The organism is Methylobacter tundripaludum SV96 (assembly GCF_000190755.2).
Taxonomy (GTDB): Bacteria; Pseudomonadota; Gammaproteobacteria; order Methylococcales; family Methylomonadaceae; genus Methylobacter_A; species Methylobacter_A tundripaludum.
The window spans coordinates 921,891-939,023 of the sequence record NZ_JH109153.1; the positions used below are offsets into that span (position 1 = coordinate 921,891).

The 17,133-nt window shown below is 49.6% G+C and carries 11 protein-coding genes; 3 read left to right on the forward strand and 8 right to left on the reverse strand.

The window, feature by feature from the left end:
- Window positions 1-50: 50 nt before the first annotated feature.
- On the forward strand, window positions 51-1,394 hold the full coding sequence (locus tag METTU_RS16965; protein ID WP_006893056.1) for an MFS transporter: 1,344 nt from the start codon (window positions 51-53) through the stop codon (window positions 1,392-1,394).
- A gap of 133 nt (window positions 1,395-1,527) precedes the next feature.
- On the opposite strand, the gene lplT is transcribed toward METTU_RS16965, so the two are convergent.
- Together lplT and METTU_RS16980 are read right to left on the reverse strand one after the other, a co-directional pair.
- Window positions 1,528-2,697 carry a lysophospholipid transporter LplT gene (gene lplT, locus METTU_RS16970; RefSeq protein WP_006893057.1) on the reverse strand — a complete coding sequence of 390 codons (1,170 nt, stop codon included), beginning with the start codon at window positions 2,695-2,697 and terminating at the stop codon, window positions 1,528-1,530.
- Window positions 2,698-2,920: 223 nt separating this feature from the next.
- A complete protein-coding gene (locus METTU_RS16980; protein WP_006893058.1) occupies window positions 2,921-5,062 on the reverse strand; it encodes an AMP-binding protein in 2,142 nt (713 codons plus the stop codon).
- 295 nt (window positions 5,063-5,357) lie between these two features.
- Between METTU_RS16980 and METTU_RS16985 the strand changes: the two genes are divergently transcribed.
- Window positions 5,358-8,801, forward strand: a complete 3,444-nt coding sequence (locus METTU_RS16985) for an AAA family ATPase (RefSeq protein WP_006893059.1) — start codon at window positions 5,358-5,360, stop codon at window positions 8,799-8,801.
- An 84-nt stretch (window positions 8,802-8,885) separates the two neighbouring features.
- Here METTU_RS16985 and METTU_RS16990 read toward each other — a convergent pair whose 3' ends face one another.
- The 6 genes from METTU_RS16990 to rluC all read right to left on the reverse strand — a co-directional run bounded on the left by METTU_RS16990 (window position 8,886) and on the right by rluC (window position 14,058).
- Window positions 8,886-10,229 carry an ATP-binding protein gene (locus METTU_RS16990; protein ID WP_006893060.1) on the reverse strand — a complete coding sequence of 448 codons (1,344 nt, stop codon included), beginning with the start codon at window positions 10,227-10,229 and terminating at the stop codon, window positions 8,886-8,888.
- 79 nt (window positions 10,230-10,308) lie between these two features.
- Entirely contained in the window at window positions 10,309-10,986 is a 678-nt protein-coding gene (locus METTU_RS16995) for a response regulator transcription factor (RefSeq protein WP_006893061.1), read from the reverse strand.
- Window positions 10,987-11,004: 18 nt separating this feature from the next.
- Window positions 11,005-11,259: a PepSY domain-containing protein gene (locus METTU_RS17000; protein WP_006893063.1), complete on the reverse strand. Its 255-nt coding sequence runs from the start codon at window positions 11,257-11,259 to the stop codon at window positions 11,005-11,007.
- A 230-nt stretch (window positions 11,260-11,489) separates the two neighbouring features.
- Window positions 11,490-12,455 (reverse strand): signal peptide peptidase SppA, encoded by a 966-nt coding sequence (gene sppA / locus METTU_RS17005; RefSeq protein WP_006893064.1) that lies wholly within the window; start codon window positions 12,453-12,455, stop codon window positions 11,490-11,492.
- A gap of 6 nt (window positions 12,456-12,461) precedes the next feature.
- Window positions 12,462-13,115, reverse strand: coding sequence for an HAD family hydrolase (locus tag METTU_RS17010; protein ID WP_006893066.1), 654 nt, complete (start codon window positions 13,113-13,115; stop codon window positions 12,462-12,464).
- Window positions 13,099-14,058, reverse strand: coding sequence for a 23S rRNA pseudouridine(955/2504/2580) synthase RluC (gene rluC / locus METTU_RS17015; RefSeq protein ID WP_006893067.1), 960 nt, complete (start codon window positions 14,056-14,058; stop codon window positions 13,099-13,101). The genes METTU_RS17010 and rluC overlap by 17 nt, the downstream gene beginning before the upstream one ends.
- Window positions 14,059-14,559: 501 nt before the next feature.
- On the opposite strand from rluC, the gene METTU_RS17020 reads away from it, so the two are divergent.
- Window positions 14,560-17,019, forward strand: coding sequence for an Rne/Rng family ribonuclease (locus tag METTU_RS17020; RefSeq protein ID WP_006893068.1), 2,460 nt, complete (start codon window positions 14,560-14,562; stop codon window positions 17,017-17,019).
- The last annotated feature ends 114 nt before the right edge of the window (window positions 17,020-17,133 follow it).

Genomic DNA, 17,133 nt, shown 5'->3' on the forward strand with positions numbered 1-17,133 from the left:
CTTACTGTTAAAGGATAACACCTATAGCGATTGTGGCGAACTCTCCAGGTATGAACAGCGATCAGAATAAACCGTCTGCTGACGAAAATAGTCGACTAATGGGTAATGCAAACCGTAAAGAATTACTGGCCTGGGCTCTATATGACTTTGCCAACTCCGGCTATACCACGGTGGTGCAGACCACTATCTTCAGCACCTATTTTGTCGGCGTGATTGCCGGTGCCGCACAAGGCGTCGCGCCCGGCTTATCGACCCTGCTCTGGTCTCTGGCTATCGGCGTTGCTAATTTTATAGTCATGATCGGCGGCCCGTTGATCGGTGCAATCGCCGATCAACGGGCTTGCAAGAAACGTTTCCTGCTGATTTCCTCGGTAGGCTGCATAGCATCGACAGCCTTGCTGGCACTGGTCGGGCCCGGCGATATAGGGCTGGGAATGGTGCTGGTTACTGTTTCAGCCATCATGTTTGCCGGCGGCGAAAACCTGATTGCCGCATTTCTGCCGGAGATTGTGCCTGAAGAGAATATGGGCAGAATGTCCGGCTATGGCTGGAGTCTGGGATATTTTGGCGGCCTTCTGACACTGGGGATTTGTCTGGCCTACATTATCTGGGCCAAACAGCACGGGTTGCCGGAAACCCATGTTGTCCCTGTTACCTTACTAATCACCGCCGCAATCTTTGCCTTGGCGGCCACCCCTACCTTTCTTTGGCTGCATGAACGGGCAATACCTGTTGCGCTAAACCGGAGCCTGTCAAACCTACAGATAGGTTACGCTCGATTGGCGCACACGTTTAAAGAAGCGGCCCGCTTTCGCGACTTGCTCTGGTTTTTGGTAACGCTGGGCGTGTACCAGTCAGGCGTTAGCACCGTGGTTGTTCTGGCCGCCATTTATGCGCAGGAAGTCATGGGCTTCGATACCCAGTCATTGATTGTGCTGATTATGGTCGTTAATGTGACCGCCGCTGTCGGCGCTTTTATTTGCGGACATTTACAAGACCGGATGGGATCGGTCCCAACGCTGGCCATTACCCTGCTCATCTGGATTGTTGCGGTAATGGTGGCGTTATTTGCCAGCAAGACGGCGCATATGTGGATAGCCGGAAATATTATTGGTCTGGCGATGGGCGCAAGCCAAGCTGTCGGGCGCGCTTTAGTCAGTAAATTTTCGCCGACCGAGCGAGCGGGCGAATTTTTAGGCTTATGGGGATTGGTCAATCGCTTATCGGCCATAGTCGGTCCATTGAGCTACGGCCTGATCAATTACTGGAGCAATGGCGACCACCGGATGTCATTGCTGTCGACTTTATCGTTTTTTATCGTCGGCCTCGCTTTGCTGTGCAAAGTCAATGAAAGTCGGGGTAAAGCCGCTGCACTAATGGGCGATGCGGGTTAATTCTAGAAAAACCATTTCATCCACGAAAAGCACAAAAAGCACGAAAATATTTGTGCGGATCCCCAAGCCCCAGCGTTGAGGATCAGCGTAAAAGTATATTGGTTTATTTCCTGTCTTTCGTGCTTTTCGTGGACTAATCGCCGTTTTTAGACTGATTATCCGGCAGGTGCAGCGATACCAGAAAAGTCGCCATAAAAACCAGCATCCCCAGACTCAGCATGGACAGAACGGGATCGGCATGCTGCGAGACGGCATAGGTATAGCTGCCCACCGCGGCCAACATGGTGAGATTCTGGAAAAAACCCTGCAAAGCGACAGCGCTGCCGCTGCCGATGCTCTGTTGCCCCAGTTCCTGCAAGGCGGCGTTGACGGGGACGATAAACATCCCGCCCATTACGCCGATGAAAAACAGCATAAACCGGGCCGGCCAGATGCTGTCGGTCAGACTCAGCCCAAAAATAAACAACGCCATTAAATAAGCGGGTAATCTGGCGCGGCGTAAATGTTCAAGCGGAATGAGTCCCGGCACCAAGGCCGATCCGGCGATGATGCCGATAGCGATGAATAAGGTAAGTTCCGCAATTTCGGACGCATTTTTTGACAATAAAATCAGCGGCGCCCAGGCCACAATAATCACTCTTAACGTTGCCGCAGCGGCCCAGAATAAAGAGCCACCGAGAATGGCAAAGCGTGATCGCGGCGTAGAAAAAAACAGGCCTATTTCCCGCCAAAACATCGGCAATGCCGAACCGGGAGCGGTTTTTTTGGCAATGCTCGCCGGTAAAAACAGCGTAGTCAATGCGGAGATTATAAAAATGACGATGGTGCCGATTAACGCCCACGTTATCGAATAATCCGCGACCTTGGCGCCTATCATCATGCCCAGTAAAATAGCCAGGATGGTGGAACCTTCAATCCAGCTGTTCGCTTTCACCAGAAATTCATGCCCTGCCAGCTCAGGCAGGATGCCGTATTTAGCCGGACTGTAAATGGCCGCGCCGACACCGACCACGCAATAAGCAATCAACGGTTCCACATTGCACAGCAATAATCCTGCACCCGCCGCTTTAATTAGATTGCCGATAATCAACACCCTGGATTTGGGATGATTATCGGCAAACCCGCCCACCCACGGAGCAAGTAATACAAAGGCAACCAGAAACGCACTTTGCAAAGCCGGAACGTACCAACTTGCCAGTTGTGCAGATTGCATCACCATGGCAATCACTGTGAACAAAATAGCGTTATCGGCAAATGCGGATAGGAACTGGGCGATCAGTAACGGATAGATTTGTTTGTTCATAATTATTTAAGGCAAAAGGCGAAGGACGAAGGGCAAAAAATACTTGCATTGCGGTTTAAGGCCGTTTCCATGAAAGAACATACCCGAATTACGCATTATTTTCTCACCACGAAGAAAAAACATAAACTTCGTGTCCTTCGTGTCTTCGTGGTGAATAAAAAATAAATTATACGAGGTATATTCTTTACCGGACATCGCCTAAGAATTTAGCCTTTAGCCTCTTTTATGCCTTGCCGGCCGCCAGTTCCGTCACTGCAATATAATTGGTTTTACCGGTCGCCATCACCGGAATCGCATCAACGATCAAAATCTTCTTGGGCAGGAGGATAAGAGCCACACCTTTAGATGCCGCCGCCAAGTCATTAACGGTCGCCTGTTTATGGGTGGTGAGCAAAATAACCTGTTCGCCTTTTTTTGCATCCGGCAGGCTGATTGCAGCGTGATGCGCATCCGGCCAAGCATTGGTCGCCATCTGCTCTACGGCGGTTAATGAGACCATTTCGCCGCTGACTTTGGCAAAACGTTTGCTGCGGCCGCGTATGCTGAGAAAGCCTTCATTATCGACATGCACAATATCGCCGGTGTCGTACCAGCCTTCGCCATAGATTGATTTGGGCGGCACCAGCTTGCCCGGATTGTCGGCCAGCAGGTAACCCAACATGATATTGGGCCCGCTGACGTGCAGCCTGCCCGCTTCTTCAATACCTTCGACCGGCTCCAGCTTGTAGCCCATAGACGGCATAAACCGGCCTACAGTGCCTGCTTTAAAATCCATCGGCGTATTGACCGAGGCGATAGGCGTCGTTTCGGTGGCGCCATAACCTTCCAGTATGCGTATGCCGAATTTATCCGCCCAAAGCTGGCGAGTGGTTTCCTGCAATTTTTCCGCACCGGCAACCACATAACGCATATTGAAAAAATCATAGGCGTGGGCTTTTTTGGCATAACCGGCTAAAAAGGTATTGGTCCCAAACATGATGGTGGCGCTGATTTCATAAGCGATTTCGGGAATGACCGCAAAATGTAACGGGGTCGGATAGAAAAAGGTCGTCATGCCATGCAGTATCGGCAGCATAGTGCCGACGGTAAAGCCGAAGGAATGGAACATCGGCAGGAAGTTGAGCACCACATCCCGAGCCGTAAAATTGATCCGGGCTTCCAATTGCTTAAGATTGGACAGGATATTGGCGTGGGACAATACCACGCCTTTGGGCGTGCCTTCGGAACCGGAGGTAAATAAAACCACCGCCGGACTGTCAGGGCTGTATTGGGTGTGTTTGTACCAGATATTAACGGTTTTGCATTGCACCAGCGCCTTGAATTTATCCCATCCGGACAGGCGCGCGGCCAAGTCTTCCAGATAAACCAGCCTGACCTGTTCGCCCAAGTGATCGGCTTCCGCGCTTAACTTGCCCATCTCGATAAAGCGGCGGGAAGTTAACACGGTTTTGACTTGCGCCGTGTTACACGCGGAAACCATACCGGCTGATCCGGTTGAATAATTCAACATGGCCGGTACCCGGCCATAAAGTTGCAAGCCCAAAATAACCGACAGGGTTTTGGTCGAATTGGGTAAAAAAACCCCGATATTTTCCCCCTCGACCGTCGTCGTTTTTAGGGCGTTGCCAATGGCAATGGTGCGTGTAATCAAGTTGTCGTAGGATAACGGAATGCGCTCCAGATCGTTGGCAACCGTATGCTTGCCGCCGTGTATCTTGCGTGCTTCAAGCAGGCTGGCGAAAATGGTTTGCCGGTAATGACTGGTGGCAAACATCATTTCAGTCATAATATCCGCCAAAATGTGTCCGCTGTATTTACGCCGGTTTTTACCTCTTAATTCAGGAGGAGGCGAAACGAAAGTATGGGGCAAAATCTGAATAGTGATTTTGGGGAATAAACGCAAGCGGACGATATTGCGCAGCCTGGAAAAATGCGTATATTCGGCGCCCTCAATCCGTACCGGCAATATGGCCGCTTCGGACTTATCGGCGACCATGCCGGTGCCGTCGTAAATTTTCATCAACGAGCCGGTTACGGTAATGCGACCTTCAGGAAAAATAACGATGCGGGTGTCTTGCTGTAAATGATGAATCAAATCCTTCAACGATATAGGATGGGTCGGATCCATTGGAAATACGCGGGATAACACCAAAAAAGGCTTCAACCACCAGCGCTCGGAAATCTGGGTATTGATCGCAAAAGTGACGTCATCGGGTAAAAACACACCCAGCAATAACGGATCCAGAAAGGACGTGTGATTGGATATAATCAGGACACGTTTTCCGGCTTTTTTGTAGTTGTCCAGCCCTTTGATTTCAACCTTGTAAATCAAGGTCAGCAGCCAGCGTAAAGTTTTTTTCAGCATTAAGGTTCCTCCTTGCGCCATTTTAGCAGATGTTTTATTTAATTTTGGAACACTAAAGTCCCAAGTAATGTTTTTTGACTCATGCGCTTGCCTCTCGGCTGCAAATGCATAGTTCAATTCCCGGCTGTCAACAAATCCATTTCTTCAAAAATTCCAGATTATGCCCCTTATGTTTCCGTCATTATATTTACCGGTTGTTACAGCATGTCGCATAGGTTGGGAAAAAATCGCCAGACAGCGTTATAATGTTTCATTTAAAAATCCCCAGCTGTTGCAAAGCTAAAGTCGTCAGCCAATGAAAATACTCAATATTCATTTCAAAAATATCAACTCATTGGAAGGCGAGAGCCGGATCGATTTTGAACAATCGCCTTTTTCGGATACCGGTGTTTTTGCCATTACCGGTCCTAACGGCTCGGGAAAATCCAGTATCTTAGATGCCATTACGCTGGGCTTGTACGGCGAGACTTTTCGTTTTGACCGTCCTGCCGGACATGTGATGACCCAACATACGGCCGAGTGTTTTTCGGAAATTGAATTTACCCTGAACAAGGTGAAATACCGGTCCAGCTGGCATGCGCAACGGCGTGATGCGAATCCCGAGAGCGAATTAACGCCGCCCGAAATGAAGTTGACCCGTTTGAGCGACGACGAAGTGCTGGCGACCACGGCCCAGCAGGTCTGCGCGCGAATTACCGAAATTACCGGGATGAATTTCCGTAACTTCACCCGCTCGATACTGTTGGCCCAGGGCGATTTTGCCGCATTCCTCAACGCGCTGGACAATGAGCGCATGGACATTCTGGAAAAAATCATCAGCGTCGATATTTATGAAGACTATAGAAACGAAGTCAATGAAAAAGCCACTGAGGCGCAACAACGCCTGGATTATTTAAAGCAGGACTTATCGGTTATACCGATCATGGAACCGGGAAAGCTGGAAGCCTGCGAACATGATTTGATCGACTTTACCGATCAAACGACCGAGTTGCGGGAGGAACAAAGCGACCTGAAGCAGCAGCAAGCCTCGCTGCAAAATGTGTTGACCCTGCAAAGCAGGATTGCCGACCAGGAAAAAAACCTACAGCAAACCAAATCGCTATCGGAAAGCGAGCGGCAAAAACTGGATCAGCTGACTACGGCCCAGGACGCACTGCTGTTTAAAGATGACTTGGAAGCGATTAAGGAAAAAAATAAAGAAATTCATCAGGATAAAGCAATTCTCACGGATTTTCGCGGCGAACTTAAGCAGATACAAGACCATATCGGCGCCGATAAAACGGCTCCGGATGGATTGCCCCATAAATCGGTAACCGAACAAGGGCAAATCCTATCCGAAATCAGGGCCCAGGTAGGTCAGCTTAATGCTCAGCGACAATCGGAATCAGACTTATGGCAATCGTTAGGCATGCAGATTGATGATAAAACATCCAATCTTGCCAATGTGTCGAAATGGCTGGAAGAGCATGTCGCGGATGAATCTTTGCTGGCAAGCTTTCCTGAAACAGGCCGGTTAAAAAACCTCCGGGCTGAACTGGTCGAGCTGAAAGAAAAACAGAAAACATTCACCAAATGGTCCAAAAATACGACCGCATCGCTGAAAAACAACACCTCCGCCATTGCGCAGGAAAATAAAAGAATTGCCGATTTAAAACACCAATTACCGCTGGCAAAAAAGGCGCTGGAAGAACTGGCGCAGGGCAAGAATCTGGCTGAACTTGAGGAGTTTCAACAAGAGCAACAAGAGCGGGTTAAGGATTTTCGGGCGCTCTATACCTTGGCTGTAACTTACCAAAAACTGACCAAAAGCGGTTTTAGCTTTTTCGGCATCTTTGGTCGTAAAGAGCAGCCGAATCATGATATTGAGGAACTGGAGTCCAAACTTGCGGCGTTAAAACAGGAAACAAGCCGGGAAGAAAATATTAAACTGACGCTGGAAACGGCTGTGTTCCGTGAAACGTTGCTTAGAAAAATGGCCGCGGACCGGCCGCATCTGGTCGATGGCGAACCTTGTTTTTTATGCGGTGCGTTGAAGCATCCCTATGCCCAGCATCCACCGAAAGAGGCCAACTCCCAGCAGGCCTTAGCGGATCAAAAGGCGAAAATAAAGACCTTAATGGCAGCAGCCACCAAGCTGGAACAACAGCTTAAAGCAACTCGAAAACAGGCGGAAAAAAATCAGGCCAATCAGACAGAGCAGGTCAGGATCAAATCCCAATGGCAAACCTTGTCTAACCGGCTTAACACGGCCAGTGAAGACCTGAAAATCAATAAATTAGGGTTGCTGCAACACCGCTTAAATACCGAAATAAGTGAATTAAAAACCATTACCGCCGTGGTCGCCGATTATCGGAAAAAACAGTCCGGCATCGAACAACTGGAAGCCTTGATCGCCAAGGGCGAAGCCACCGCTGAACGCTTACAGCTAAACTCCCGGCAACTGGATGCCGAATGGCGGGAACGCCCCAAGGAAGAGATCGATTACGATGCCGCATTGGCGACCTGCCGGCAGGAAGAGCAGCAACTGGCCGACAAGGTACTGGCACAACTAGCCTTGCTGGGCGAAAAGATGCCCGCTAAAGGCAAAGAAGACGCCTTGTTCGACCGGCTGAATGCGCGTCGCCAGGATTATCAAAGCTACGCATTCCGTCAAAAAAGCTTAGCCGAGGAACTGGAAGTATTGAAGGCAAAAGCGGAGCATTGCCAGGTTGAAATAACGGCATGCAACGAAAAACTTGAGCGTTACAACCAACAATTGCAAAGCGAAGAAATCGTCGGCCTGCATTTGGCATTGATCGAAAAGCAAAAACTGATTGCCGACAAGGAACAGCTTATTGCCAAACAGGAAGCCGAGCTCGACCTGTTGAAACGGGCCTTGCAAGACAAAATGCAGGGAACGCAATTTACCAGCCTGCATGAGCTGACTGAAGTGCTGGAGCTGCTGCAACATCAGCCGGAACTGGAGCGGCATCTGGCCGAATTGGAACAGGAGATTGACGCCAAAACCATAGACCTGGAAAAAAGCCGACTTGAGCTGGAGGCTGAAAATGCGCTGGTTGCAACGGAACTAAGCCCGGAACAGCTGGATGCCCAGCTGAAAAGCGTGACCGAGAAACTGGCAATAGCTGGCCTGGAAACGCAACGTCTGGAACAGTTGTTGAACGAGCAAAAACAACTGAAACAGAAGGCCGATGCAATCCTGATTCAATTACAGGATCAAGAGGAAATTGCCCGTCTGTGCGGCGCCGAAGCCGCTCAACTAGCCGAGGAAAGCGGCATGGCTTTTCGTCGTCGGGTTCAACAACGGGTCGCCGATCGGCTATTGTCCCAAACCAATGCCGTGCTGGAAAAAGTCAGCGGCCGTTATTATCTCCGGCAAATGCCCAGCGATCAGGGTTTGGCGTTGGAAGTTGAAGATACTTATCAAGACAATGCGCGCCGACTGCCCAAGACTTTGTCCGGCGGCGAGAGTTTTGTGGTGAGCCTGGCGCTGGCGCTGGGACTTTCGGAATTGGCCAATAACGGCAAGTCCGTGGATTCGTTATTTCTCGATGAAGGCTTTGGTAACCTGGACTCGGAAACGCTTTACACGGTCATCAGCACCCTGGAAGGCTTGCAAACCCACGGCAAAACCGTCGGTGTTATTTCTCATGTTGAAGGTGTGCAAAAGCGCTTTAAAGCCCAGCTGCAAGTCGTCAAGAAACCTAATGGCATGGGGATGTTGAAGCAGGTGTCATAAGCTTGCTCAACACAGCAGGACCCAGTATTGACTCCCCTGCTTTATCATGCCCTGAAATCGGCTGGAGCTAATCTGTCCAAATCATCACGCAAAATAAACACCCCATTTCATGCCGCCCAGCGCTTCGCTCTTTTTGCCTTCCAATAATCCGCCCAATAATCCGACTAATTCGTAGACGACGGCCATGCCGATACCGTGCCCATGAATATTTTCGTCGGCGCGGACGCCTCTTTTTAAAATTTCCGCCAGTTTTCCGGCAGGGATTCCCGGCCCGTCGTCTTCAATCTCCAGCAACACCGCAAAATTCCGCCTGCCTTTGCGCGCATTCAGGGTAACGCTGACTTTGACCGTGCTACGACACCACTTGCAGGCGTTATCCATCAGGTTCCCGGCTATTTCGTACAGGTCGCCTTCGTCATAATAAATCAGGCTTTGTTCCGGCACAGCCATATCGAAACGGATGTTTTTATCGATATAAACCTTACCCAGCGACGCGCTTATTTTTTTGATAATCAGCGACAAATCCACGGCGCCGGTGGTTTTATGTTCGCCCTTTGCCGCTGCCCGTTGTAATTGATACTCGACGATTTCATCCATACGGAAAATCTGTTCCTTTACCGTCTCCTTGTTTACGCTGAAAGATTCGGCGCAGCCGCGCAATATCGACAGCGGCGTTTTCAGGCTGTGCGCCAGATCCGCCAAGGCATTGCGATAACGTTCCAGATGCGCCCGCTCACTGTTGATGAAGGCGTTAAGATTACCGGCAAGACTTTCCAGTTCCGTTGCATAGTCGCCGTCTAAATGGGTTTTGCGCCCCTTTTCTATCGCCTCAAGATCTTTCACGATAATCCGCAAAGGCTTTATGCTCCAGCGCAACAAGGCCAGTTGAATAAATATCAGCACCAGGCCTAGAGCCAATAACCAGACTCTTAAGGTTTCTCTAAACCGCTCCACCTGATTGCTGACGAACTGGGCATCTTCAGTTACGGTAAAGATATATTCGCGTTCTACACCGACTACATTTTTCCAGATGACCGCGTAATGCAATGCGTAACGCCCGTGTTCAGCCAACAAAAATGCGGAATTGCCCGCGCTTAATTCCGGCGGGGGCGTTACATTAAGTCCGATAGCCGACGGCGAACGCCATACCAGATTTTTTTTTGCCGAGTGTATAAAACCGTAAAGACCGGAACCTGGGGTTGCAAACTGCGGTTCCGGCAAGTTGGTCGGCATGCTTAAATCACCGGAGTTTTTAAGCTCGGCGGCCGACAGCAGCGAATACACATAAACCTGCAACTTTTCCTTTAATGCCTGTTCGGCGCTCTCCCGAAAGCCCTGTTCAAGCACCACCGAAGCCAGCGCGAAAAATGCGGCAAGCACCAGTCCGGCGGAAACCAGCAATCGAAAGCTTAATGATTTAACCTGCATTCAAGGCCTTTAGGGATAATCGGAGGGTCATAAGTTCCTTCAAAAGAACTTACTTTTCAAACATTACTTGAGAATCTAATCAATCGCGTTTGGCGGAAATCAGGTAGCCTCGGCCACGCAGGGTTTCAATGGGCTTACGCGTCCCGTCGGGATCGAGCTTTTTTCTCAATCGCCCGATAAAAACCTCAAGAACATTGCTATCCCGGTCAAAGTCTTCATCGTAAATGTGAGCGGTCAATACCGATTTTGAAACCACTTCGCCCTTGCGGAACATCAGGTACTCCAGCACCTTGTATTCGTAAGCGGTTAATTCCTGCTTGACGCCGGATACGGTAACTTCCTGAGCCACGGTATCCAGTTCGATATTGTCGTGGGTTAACACCGGATGGGCCACCCCGGCCGACCGCCTTATCAATGCGTTAATCCTGGCCTGCAACTCTTCATAATGAAAAGGTTTAACCAGGTAATCATCCGCTCCCGCTTCCAATCCTTCTACTTTTTCCTGCCAGCGACTACGGGCGGTTAAAATCAGGATGGGCACGGTCACTTTGTCTTTACGCAAGCGCTTGATCAGTTCGATGCCGGAAAAATCGGGCAGGCCGATGTCGATCACGGCCGCATCAATCGGATATTCCTTGCCCATGTAATAGCCGTCTTGGCCGGTGTGTGCGGTATCAACGGCAAAACCTTTATCGGCAAAGAACTGCTGAATTTGTTCGCAGAGTTTTACTTCATCTTCAACAACTAGAATGCGCATGTTTTTTGTCTGTCGAGCTTAGTTAACTAATTGGCCGGTTTCGGCATCGATTTTGTAATACCGGATACGTCCATCGGGGGTCAGCACTTTAATGACATGCACTGCTTTGCCATCAATTATTTCTGTTTGCGCGCCCAGCACCTTGTTGTAGGTGCCTTCGATTATTTGTTTGGTCGCCTCGTCCAAACTGATGCTTGCCGGCTGGTTATTATCTGCAAAACAGCTATTGGAAAACAACAAGGCAACTATAACGGCTTTAAGCAAATTTCTCATGGGCAATCCAAGCTATCCGGGCACAAAATGTTTGTTCAACGCAACGACAAAAATAGAACGCGGATGGCGCAGATGATTATGATGAACGCGGATAACCTCAAAATGGCGATCAACTGATTTTTCCAGAATAATTCAAAAAATCTTATTCAATCATAAATATCCGCGTCATCTGCGTTCTATTACTGAGTGCAAAGCATTTTAGCCGATCACCCTGAATCGATGCTGAACCTTTAGCGTAACGATGCGCCCTGAACCAGGCTGCCAATTACTTGCCCGAAAGATGCGCCCAATTTGCCTGCGATCTTATCCAGCAAATGCTCCTGCCGACTGAAATCAACCTGTGTTTCCGCGCCGATGAGTTCCTTGGCGACGTAATCCTGATTGCCGACGCCGTCAACTATGCCCAGTTTCACGCCTTCTTCGCCTGTCCAGACCAGTCCCGAAAACATGTCGGGATTTTCTTTAAGCCGGTCGCCGCGACCGGCTTTAACCGCGCCGATAAATTGCTGGTGCACTTGGTTTAGCAGACTTTGTATATACTGCGTTTCGTCTTCTTTGGATGGCGAAAAAGGATCAAGCATGGCTTTATGTGCGCCGGCCGTGAACAAGCGCCGCTCTACGCCCAGTTTTTGCATGCCATCGACAAAACCGAAGCCGTCCATCAGCACGCCTATGGAACCCACCAAGCTGGAAGGGTTCACAAAAATTTTATCGCTGGCCGATACAATGAAGTAACAACCCGATGCGCAAATATCGCTGACCACGGCATAAATCGGCAACTCAGGATGTTCTTTTTTAATTTTCCTGATTTCCTCATACACATAAGACGACTGGACGGGACTGCCGCCCGGCGAGTTGGCATGCAGGATAATGCCTTTGGTGTGCTTGTCTTTGACCGCATTTCTCAAGCTTTCGATAATACTGTCTGCATTGGCCTCTTTGCCTTCGGCAATCATGCCGACCACATCGATAACGGCGGTATGATCTTTACTGTCAACGCCAATATCCTGCTTAAGCTTTGGATACATAGCCACGCCGAACACGGCGATCAAATACACAAACATCAAACTCTTAAAAAAAACGCCCCAACGCCTTGCTCGGGTTTGCTCGGTGATTGCGGCCAGCGCCAGTTTTTCAATAACTTCCCGCTCCCAACCGGATTCCCGTGTAACTTCTGGTTTGTTCTGATTGTCCATGCCTTGTTAACCTCTAATAATATTCAGTAATTCCGCAGGCTGCTGTAAGCACATCAACGGATTGTAGCGTTGCAAGATGTCTTCCGGATGCGCTCCGCACGACACCGCTATAGACGATATTTGGGCATTCATCGCCATTTGCAAGTCATGGGTGGAATCGCCCACCATTAAACTCCGTTCATTCGCTGCCTGGGTATGCTGCATAATCTGATGCAGCATCAGCGGATCCGGTTTAGAGGCGGTCTCATCGGAACAACGGGTGATGCAAAACAGCGCTTCCGTATCTGTCGCCTGTAATGCTTCCTGTAAGCCCGCTCTGGTTTTACCGGTAGCAACGGCCAGTTGATAACCGGCCTGTTTCAGTTCCACCAACATATCGTAAACGCCGGGAAATAAATCGCCCCGATCCAGTTGTCTGGACAAATACGTTTGCTGGTAGCAGTCCGTCAATTGCGTCAGCGTTTCCTGATCGACGCCGGGAAATAGCTTGGCGCAGGCGTTTGTTATGCTCAGGCCGATCACGTCTTTTGCCGCCTGGGGTTCGGGAATATCGCAGCCGCAGTGTTGCCCCGCCGTTTGCAGGCAATGTACGATCCAGTCTATCGAATCGATCAGGGTGCCGTCCCAGTCGAATATAATTAAATCAAACTTGTTCTTCATGTTTTAACAAATCTTCCAATGGCTGCGGCAAAGGCGCCAAAATGGTTAGCGGCTCCCCGGTAACAGGGTGTTGAAATTTTAATTTTTCCGCATGCAGGAACATGCGCTTATAGCCTCGGCCTTTAAATCCGCGATTAATGTCGTCCCGTCCATAACGCTCGTCACCGACGATCGGATGCCCAAGGCTCGCGGCGTGAACGCGTATTTGATGGGTGCGTCCGGTTTTTGGCGAGGCCTCAACCAGCGTCGAATCGCTAAATAACTTCACGCGCCGAAACAGCGTCTCCGCCTCTTTGCCGGATTGGCTGATCACAACCATACGCTCACCGCCTTTGGCGACATTTTTTAGCAAGGGCGCAGTAACCACCAGTTTTTTCCTCGCCCATTGCCCGGCCAGCAAGGCCAGATAGGTTTTATGGATGTGATTGTCGCGAAACAACTCATGCAGCAGTTTCAGGGCGCTACGTTTTTTGGCGATGATCAGACAACCGGAGGTATCTTTGTCGAGTCGATGCACCAGCTCTAAAAAATGCGCTTCGGGTCTTATCAGGCGCAGTCCTTCGATAATCCCGGAACTCACGCCGCTGCCGCCATGCACAGCGAAACCTGCCGGTTTGTTGACGATCAGGAAACCCTCATCTTCAAACAAAATGCCCTGTTGCAATGCCGCTTGCAAACCCTGCGGAACATACGATTCTTCACTACGCTCGGCCACCCGGACCGGAGGAATTCTGACGATATCGCCTGCAACCAGACGGTATTTAACATCGACGCGCCCCTTATTAACCCGCACTTCACCTTTACGAACAATCCGGTAAATTCGGCTTTTAGGGACGCCCTTCAGGCGGGCAATTAAAAAATTATCCAATCGTTGATCGCAATTCTCTTCGGTAATTTCGACCAGTTGAACTTTGGGTGTTACGCTTTTTTCTTCACTATTCATAGTGTAAATAATACCAGCATCTGCTTATGATTGATTCTTTAAATTGATGTATAGCAATAAGATTGCTATATTAAGCAAGTTTTTAATATAAAAAACATGCTTTTGCTCTGCGGTTTTCACTAACAAAACTGCCCTGGAGCATTACTCGATGATGATTAACGTAGCGATAAATTACCACGCTGACTCATCATTGTAAGATTTTCGGGTTCATCGTTCGACCCTAGACGAACGATTTATAACTCCTGTCTAAGACGGAATTTACAATCAAGACTGAAGAAAGAATATTTATTTGCTTAGACTCTGTCCGTGCAACTATCCACGGTCTTCACCTAAGTGAAGAGCGGGATGCCCACTACAACACGCAGAAACGGCTCATTAAAGCCGTAAAAACTAAGCTATGTAGAAGCGGCTTTAGCAGCCCCCTCTACACAAACACGATGACCAAAACCAGTCTGTTCAGTAAAATCTGACCATGGAGCAGGAAACAACAAGGAATATTGAATGAAAAGAATGCTTATCAACGCTACGCAACCGGAAGAACTGCGAGTCGCTTTGGTAGACGGTCAAAAACTGTATGATTTTGACATAGAAGTACCTTCGAAAGAACAAAAAAAGTCAAACATTTACAAAGGGATAGTAACCCACGTAGAACCCAGCTTGGAAGCGGCCTTTGTAAACTACGGCGCTGAAAAACACGGCTTTTTACCTTTCAAAGAAATCTCTCCGCTCTACCGTCACCTGCAAGAAGGCGTCGAAAACGACGGCCGCCGTCCAGCCATAAAAGACCTGATTAAAGAAGGTCAGGAAATCGTTGTTCAAATTGAAAAAGAAGAACGCGGCAACAAAGGCGCAGCTTTAACCACCTATATTAGTTTGGCCGGCACCTATTTGGTGTTGATGCCCAACAATCCTAAAGCGGGCGGTATTTCGCGACGCATCGAAGGCGAAACCCGTAGCGACCTGCGTGAAGTCATGGCGGCGCTTGAGATCCCTGAAAGCATGGGACTCATTGTTAGAACGGCAGGATGCGGCAAAAATGTCGAAGAACTGCAATGGGACTTAAATTATTTACTGCAACTCTGGGAAGCCATAGAACGCTCTTCCAGCGAACAGTCCGCGCCGTTCCTGGTCTTTCAGGAAAGTAACGTTATCATCAGGGCTTTGCGCGACCATTTGCGCGGCAATATCGACGAGATATTGATCGACAATGAAGACGCCTTCAAACTGGTGCAAAACTTCTTGAAACAAGTCATGCCGCACTTTTTGCCCAAGGCAAAACTGTATCAGGATGCCGTCCCCCTGTTTAACCGCTACCAGATCGAATCCCAAATTGAAGTCGCTTACGGCCGTGAAGTTTCATTACCGTCGGGCGGTTCGATAGTCATCGATCATACCGAAGCGCTGACCTCCATCGACATCAACTCGGCACGCGCCACCAAAGGCAGCGACATCGAAGAAACCGCGCTGAACACCAATCTGGAAGCGGCCGATGAAATTGCCCGCCAACTAAGATTACGTGATTTGGGCGGCCTGTTTGTTATCGACTTCATCGACATGATGTCCAATAAGAACCAGAAAACCGTTGAAAACCATCTGCGTGACGCCCTTAAAATCGACCGCGCCCGCATTCAGACCAGCCGCATCTCGCGTTTCGGCCTGCTGGAAATGTCCAGACAAAGAATGCGTCCTTCGCTGGGCGACTCGACTCAACTGCCGTGTCCGCGCTGCAAAGGCCAGGGTACGATTCGTAATGTAGAGTCGGTCGCACTTTCCGTACTGCGTATTCTTGAAGAAGAAGCCATGAAGAAAGGCACGGAAAAAGTCATTGCCCACCTGCCTATCGAATGCGCGACTTTCCTGTTAAACGAAAAACGCAGCGCCATCGAGCAGATTGAAAACAGGCTGAAAGTCGGCATTGTGATCCTGCCCAGCAAGCATTTGGAAACACCGGCTTATGACATTGAGCGCATCAAGGAAAAAGAGTCCGGCGACGGTAAGGCCAGCTACTTACAGATCAAAGCGGAAGACATCACTATCCCTGAATTTGCCCAGCAAATAAAACCGAGCACCGCAAAAGCGGCAATCAAGGAATTCCTGCATGATTCCCCTGCACCGGTGCAAAGCAAGAATGAATCAGCCAGCCTGATCCAACGCTTCTGGCATAAACTTGTCGGCCCCAGTGCCAGCACAGAGCCTAAAGCAAAAGTAACGGCCGCCGTTCAAACCACTGAAAGAATCAAACCGGTTGACGAGGGTCAACCGAGAAAAAACAGAGGTGACAGACAAGGACAGGGGCAAACTCAGGACCGAGGACGTGGCCGCGGACGAGGTCAAGGGCGCGGTCAACATCCGAGTCAGGAACAAGCTCAAGCGTCTGAACAAGTACAGGCGCCAAAACCAAAACCGGAACAAAATCCGGACGCACCTCGTCCGAATCGTCCGCCGCGCGGTCAAGGTAGAAACGTAAAACGCAATCTCGACCCGGCTAATTTGCCTGTAGCAAAAACCGAAGCCGTTAAAAGTGAAGCGGTTGAAGTTAGCGAGATTGTTTCAAGCGCGCCTGAACTGGCTTCTGCTGCTGCCGGAGAACATCCCAAAAGAAACAATGCCAGAAGAGGGCCGAATCGTAGAAGACCGCGTAATCCCAACTACAAAAAGCCTGAAACGGATGGCGATTCAAATAGCACGCATGAAGCGTCCAGCGAGAGCAACGACGAGTCGCGTCCGGCTCCCCGTTCTTATGACAATGACTTTGCAAAAAGAGCGGAAAGAACCGAACGCCCGGAATCCCCGGCTAATGTCCCCAGCCAGGATAACACCGGCAATCAGGATTCAGAAGCCAGAAAACCGGCGGCTACCGCTGAACCGGCTTCGGTTCCGGCTCCAACTCCAGCAGCACCAAAACCGGTTGTTGAAGCGGCGCCAAAACCAGCTGAAATGGTAAGGCAAGAAACGGAATAACAAGCGGATCGGCGCGATTGGGGGGGCAAAACAACATTGCCCATCAATCGCGCCAACTCAAAATAATTCACCACGAAGACATGAAGTTCGCGAAGAAAATAAAAACTTCGTGTC

Bases quoted from the DNA above. Each gene is read 5' to 3' on its own strand.
- sppA (WP_006893064.1), bottom strand. From the start codon at position 12,455: ATGGACAATCAGAACAAACCAGAAGTTACACGGGAATCCGGTTGGGAG.
- METTU_RS17000 (WP_006893063.1), bottom strand. From the start codon at position 11,259: ATGAGAAATTTGCTTAAAGCCGTTATAGTTGCCTTGTTGTTTTCCAAT.
- METTU_RS16990 (WP_006893060.1), bottom strand. From the start codon at position 10,229: ATGCAGGTTAAATCATTAAGCTTTCGATTGCTGGTTTCCGCCGGACTG.
- METTU_RS16985 (WP_006893059.1), top strand. From the start codon at position 5,358: ATGAAAATACTCAATATTCATTTCAAAAATATCAACTCATTGGAAGGC.
- METTU_RS16965 (WP_006893056.1), top strand. From the start codon at position 51: ATGAACAGCGATCAGAATAAACCGTCTGCTGACGAAAATAGTCGACTA.
- METTU_RS17020 (WP_006893068.1), top strand. From the start codon at position 14,560: ATGAAAAGAATGCTTATCAACGCTACGCAACCGGAAGAACTGCGAGTC.
- METTU_RS17010 (WP_006893066.1), bottom strand. From the start codon at position 13,115: ATGAAGAACAAGTTTGATTTAATTATATTCGACTGGGACGGCACCCTG.
- METTU_RS16995 (WP_006893061.1), bottom strand. From the start codon at position 10,986: ATGCGCATTCTAGTTGTTGAAGATGAAGTAAAACTCTGCGAACAAATT.
- lplT (WP_006893057.1), bottom strand. From the start codon at position 2,697: ATGAACAAACAAATCTATCCGTTACTGATCGCCCAGTTCCTATCCGCA.
- rluC (WP_006893067.1), bottom strand. From the start codon at position 14,058: ATGAATAGTGAAGAAAAAAGCGTAACACCCAAAGTTCAACTGGTCGAA.
- METTU_RS16980 (WP_006893058.1), bottom strand. From the start codon at position 5,062: ATGCTGAAAAAAACTTTACGCTGGCTGCTGACCTTGATTTACAAGGTT.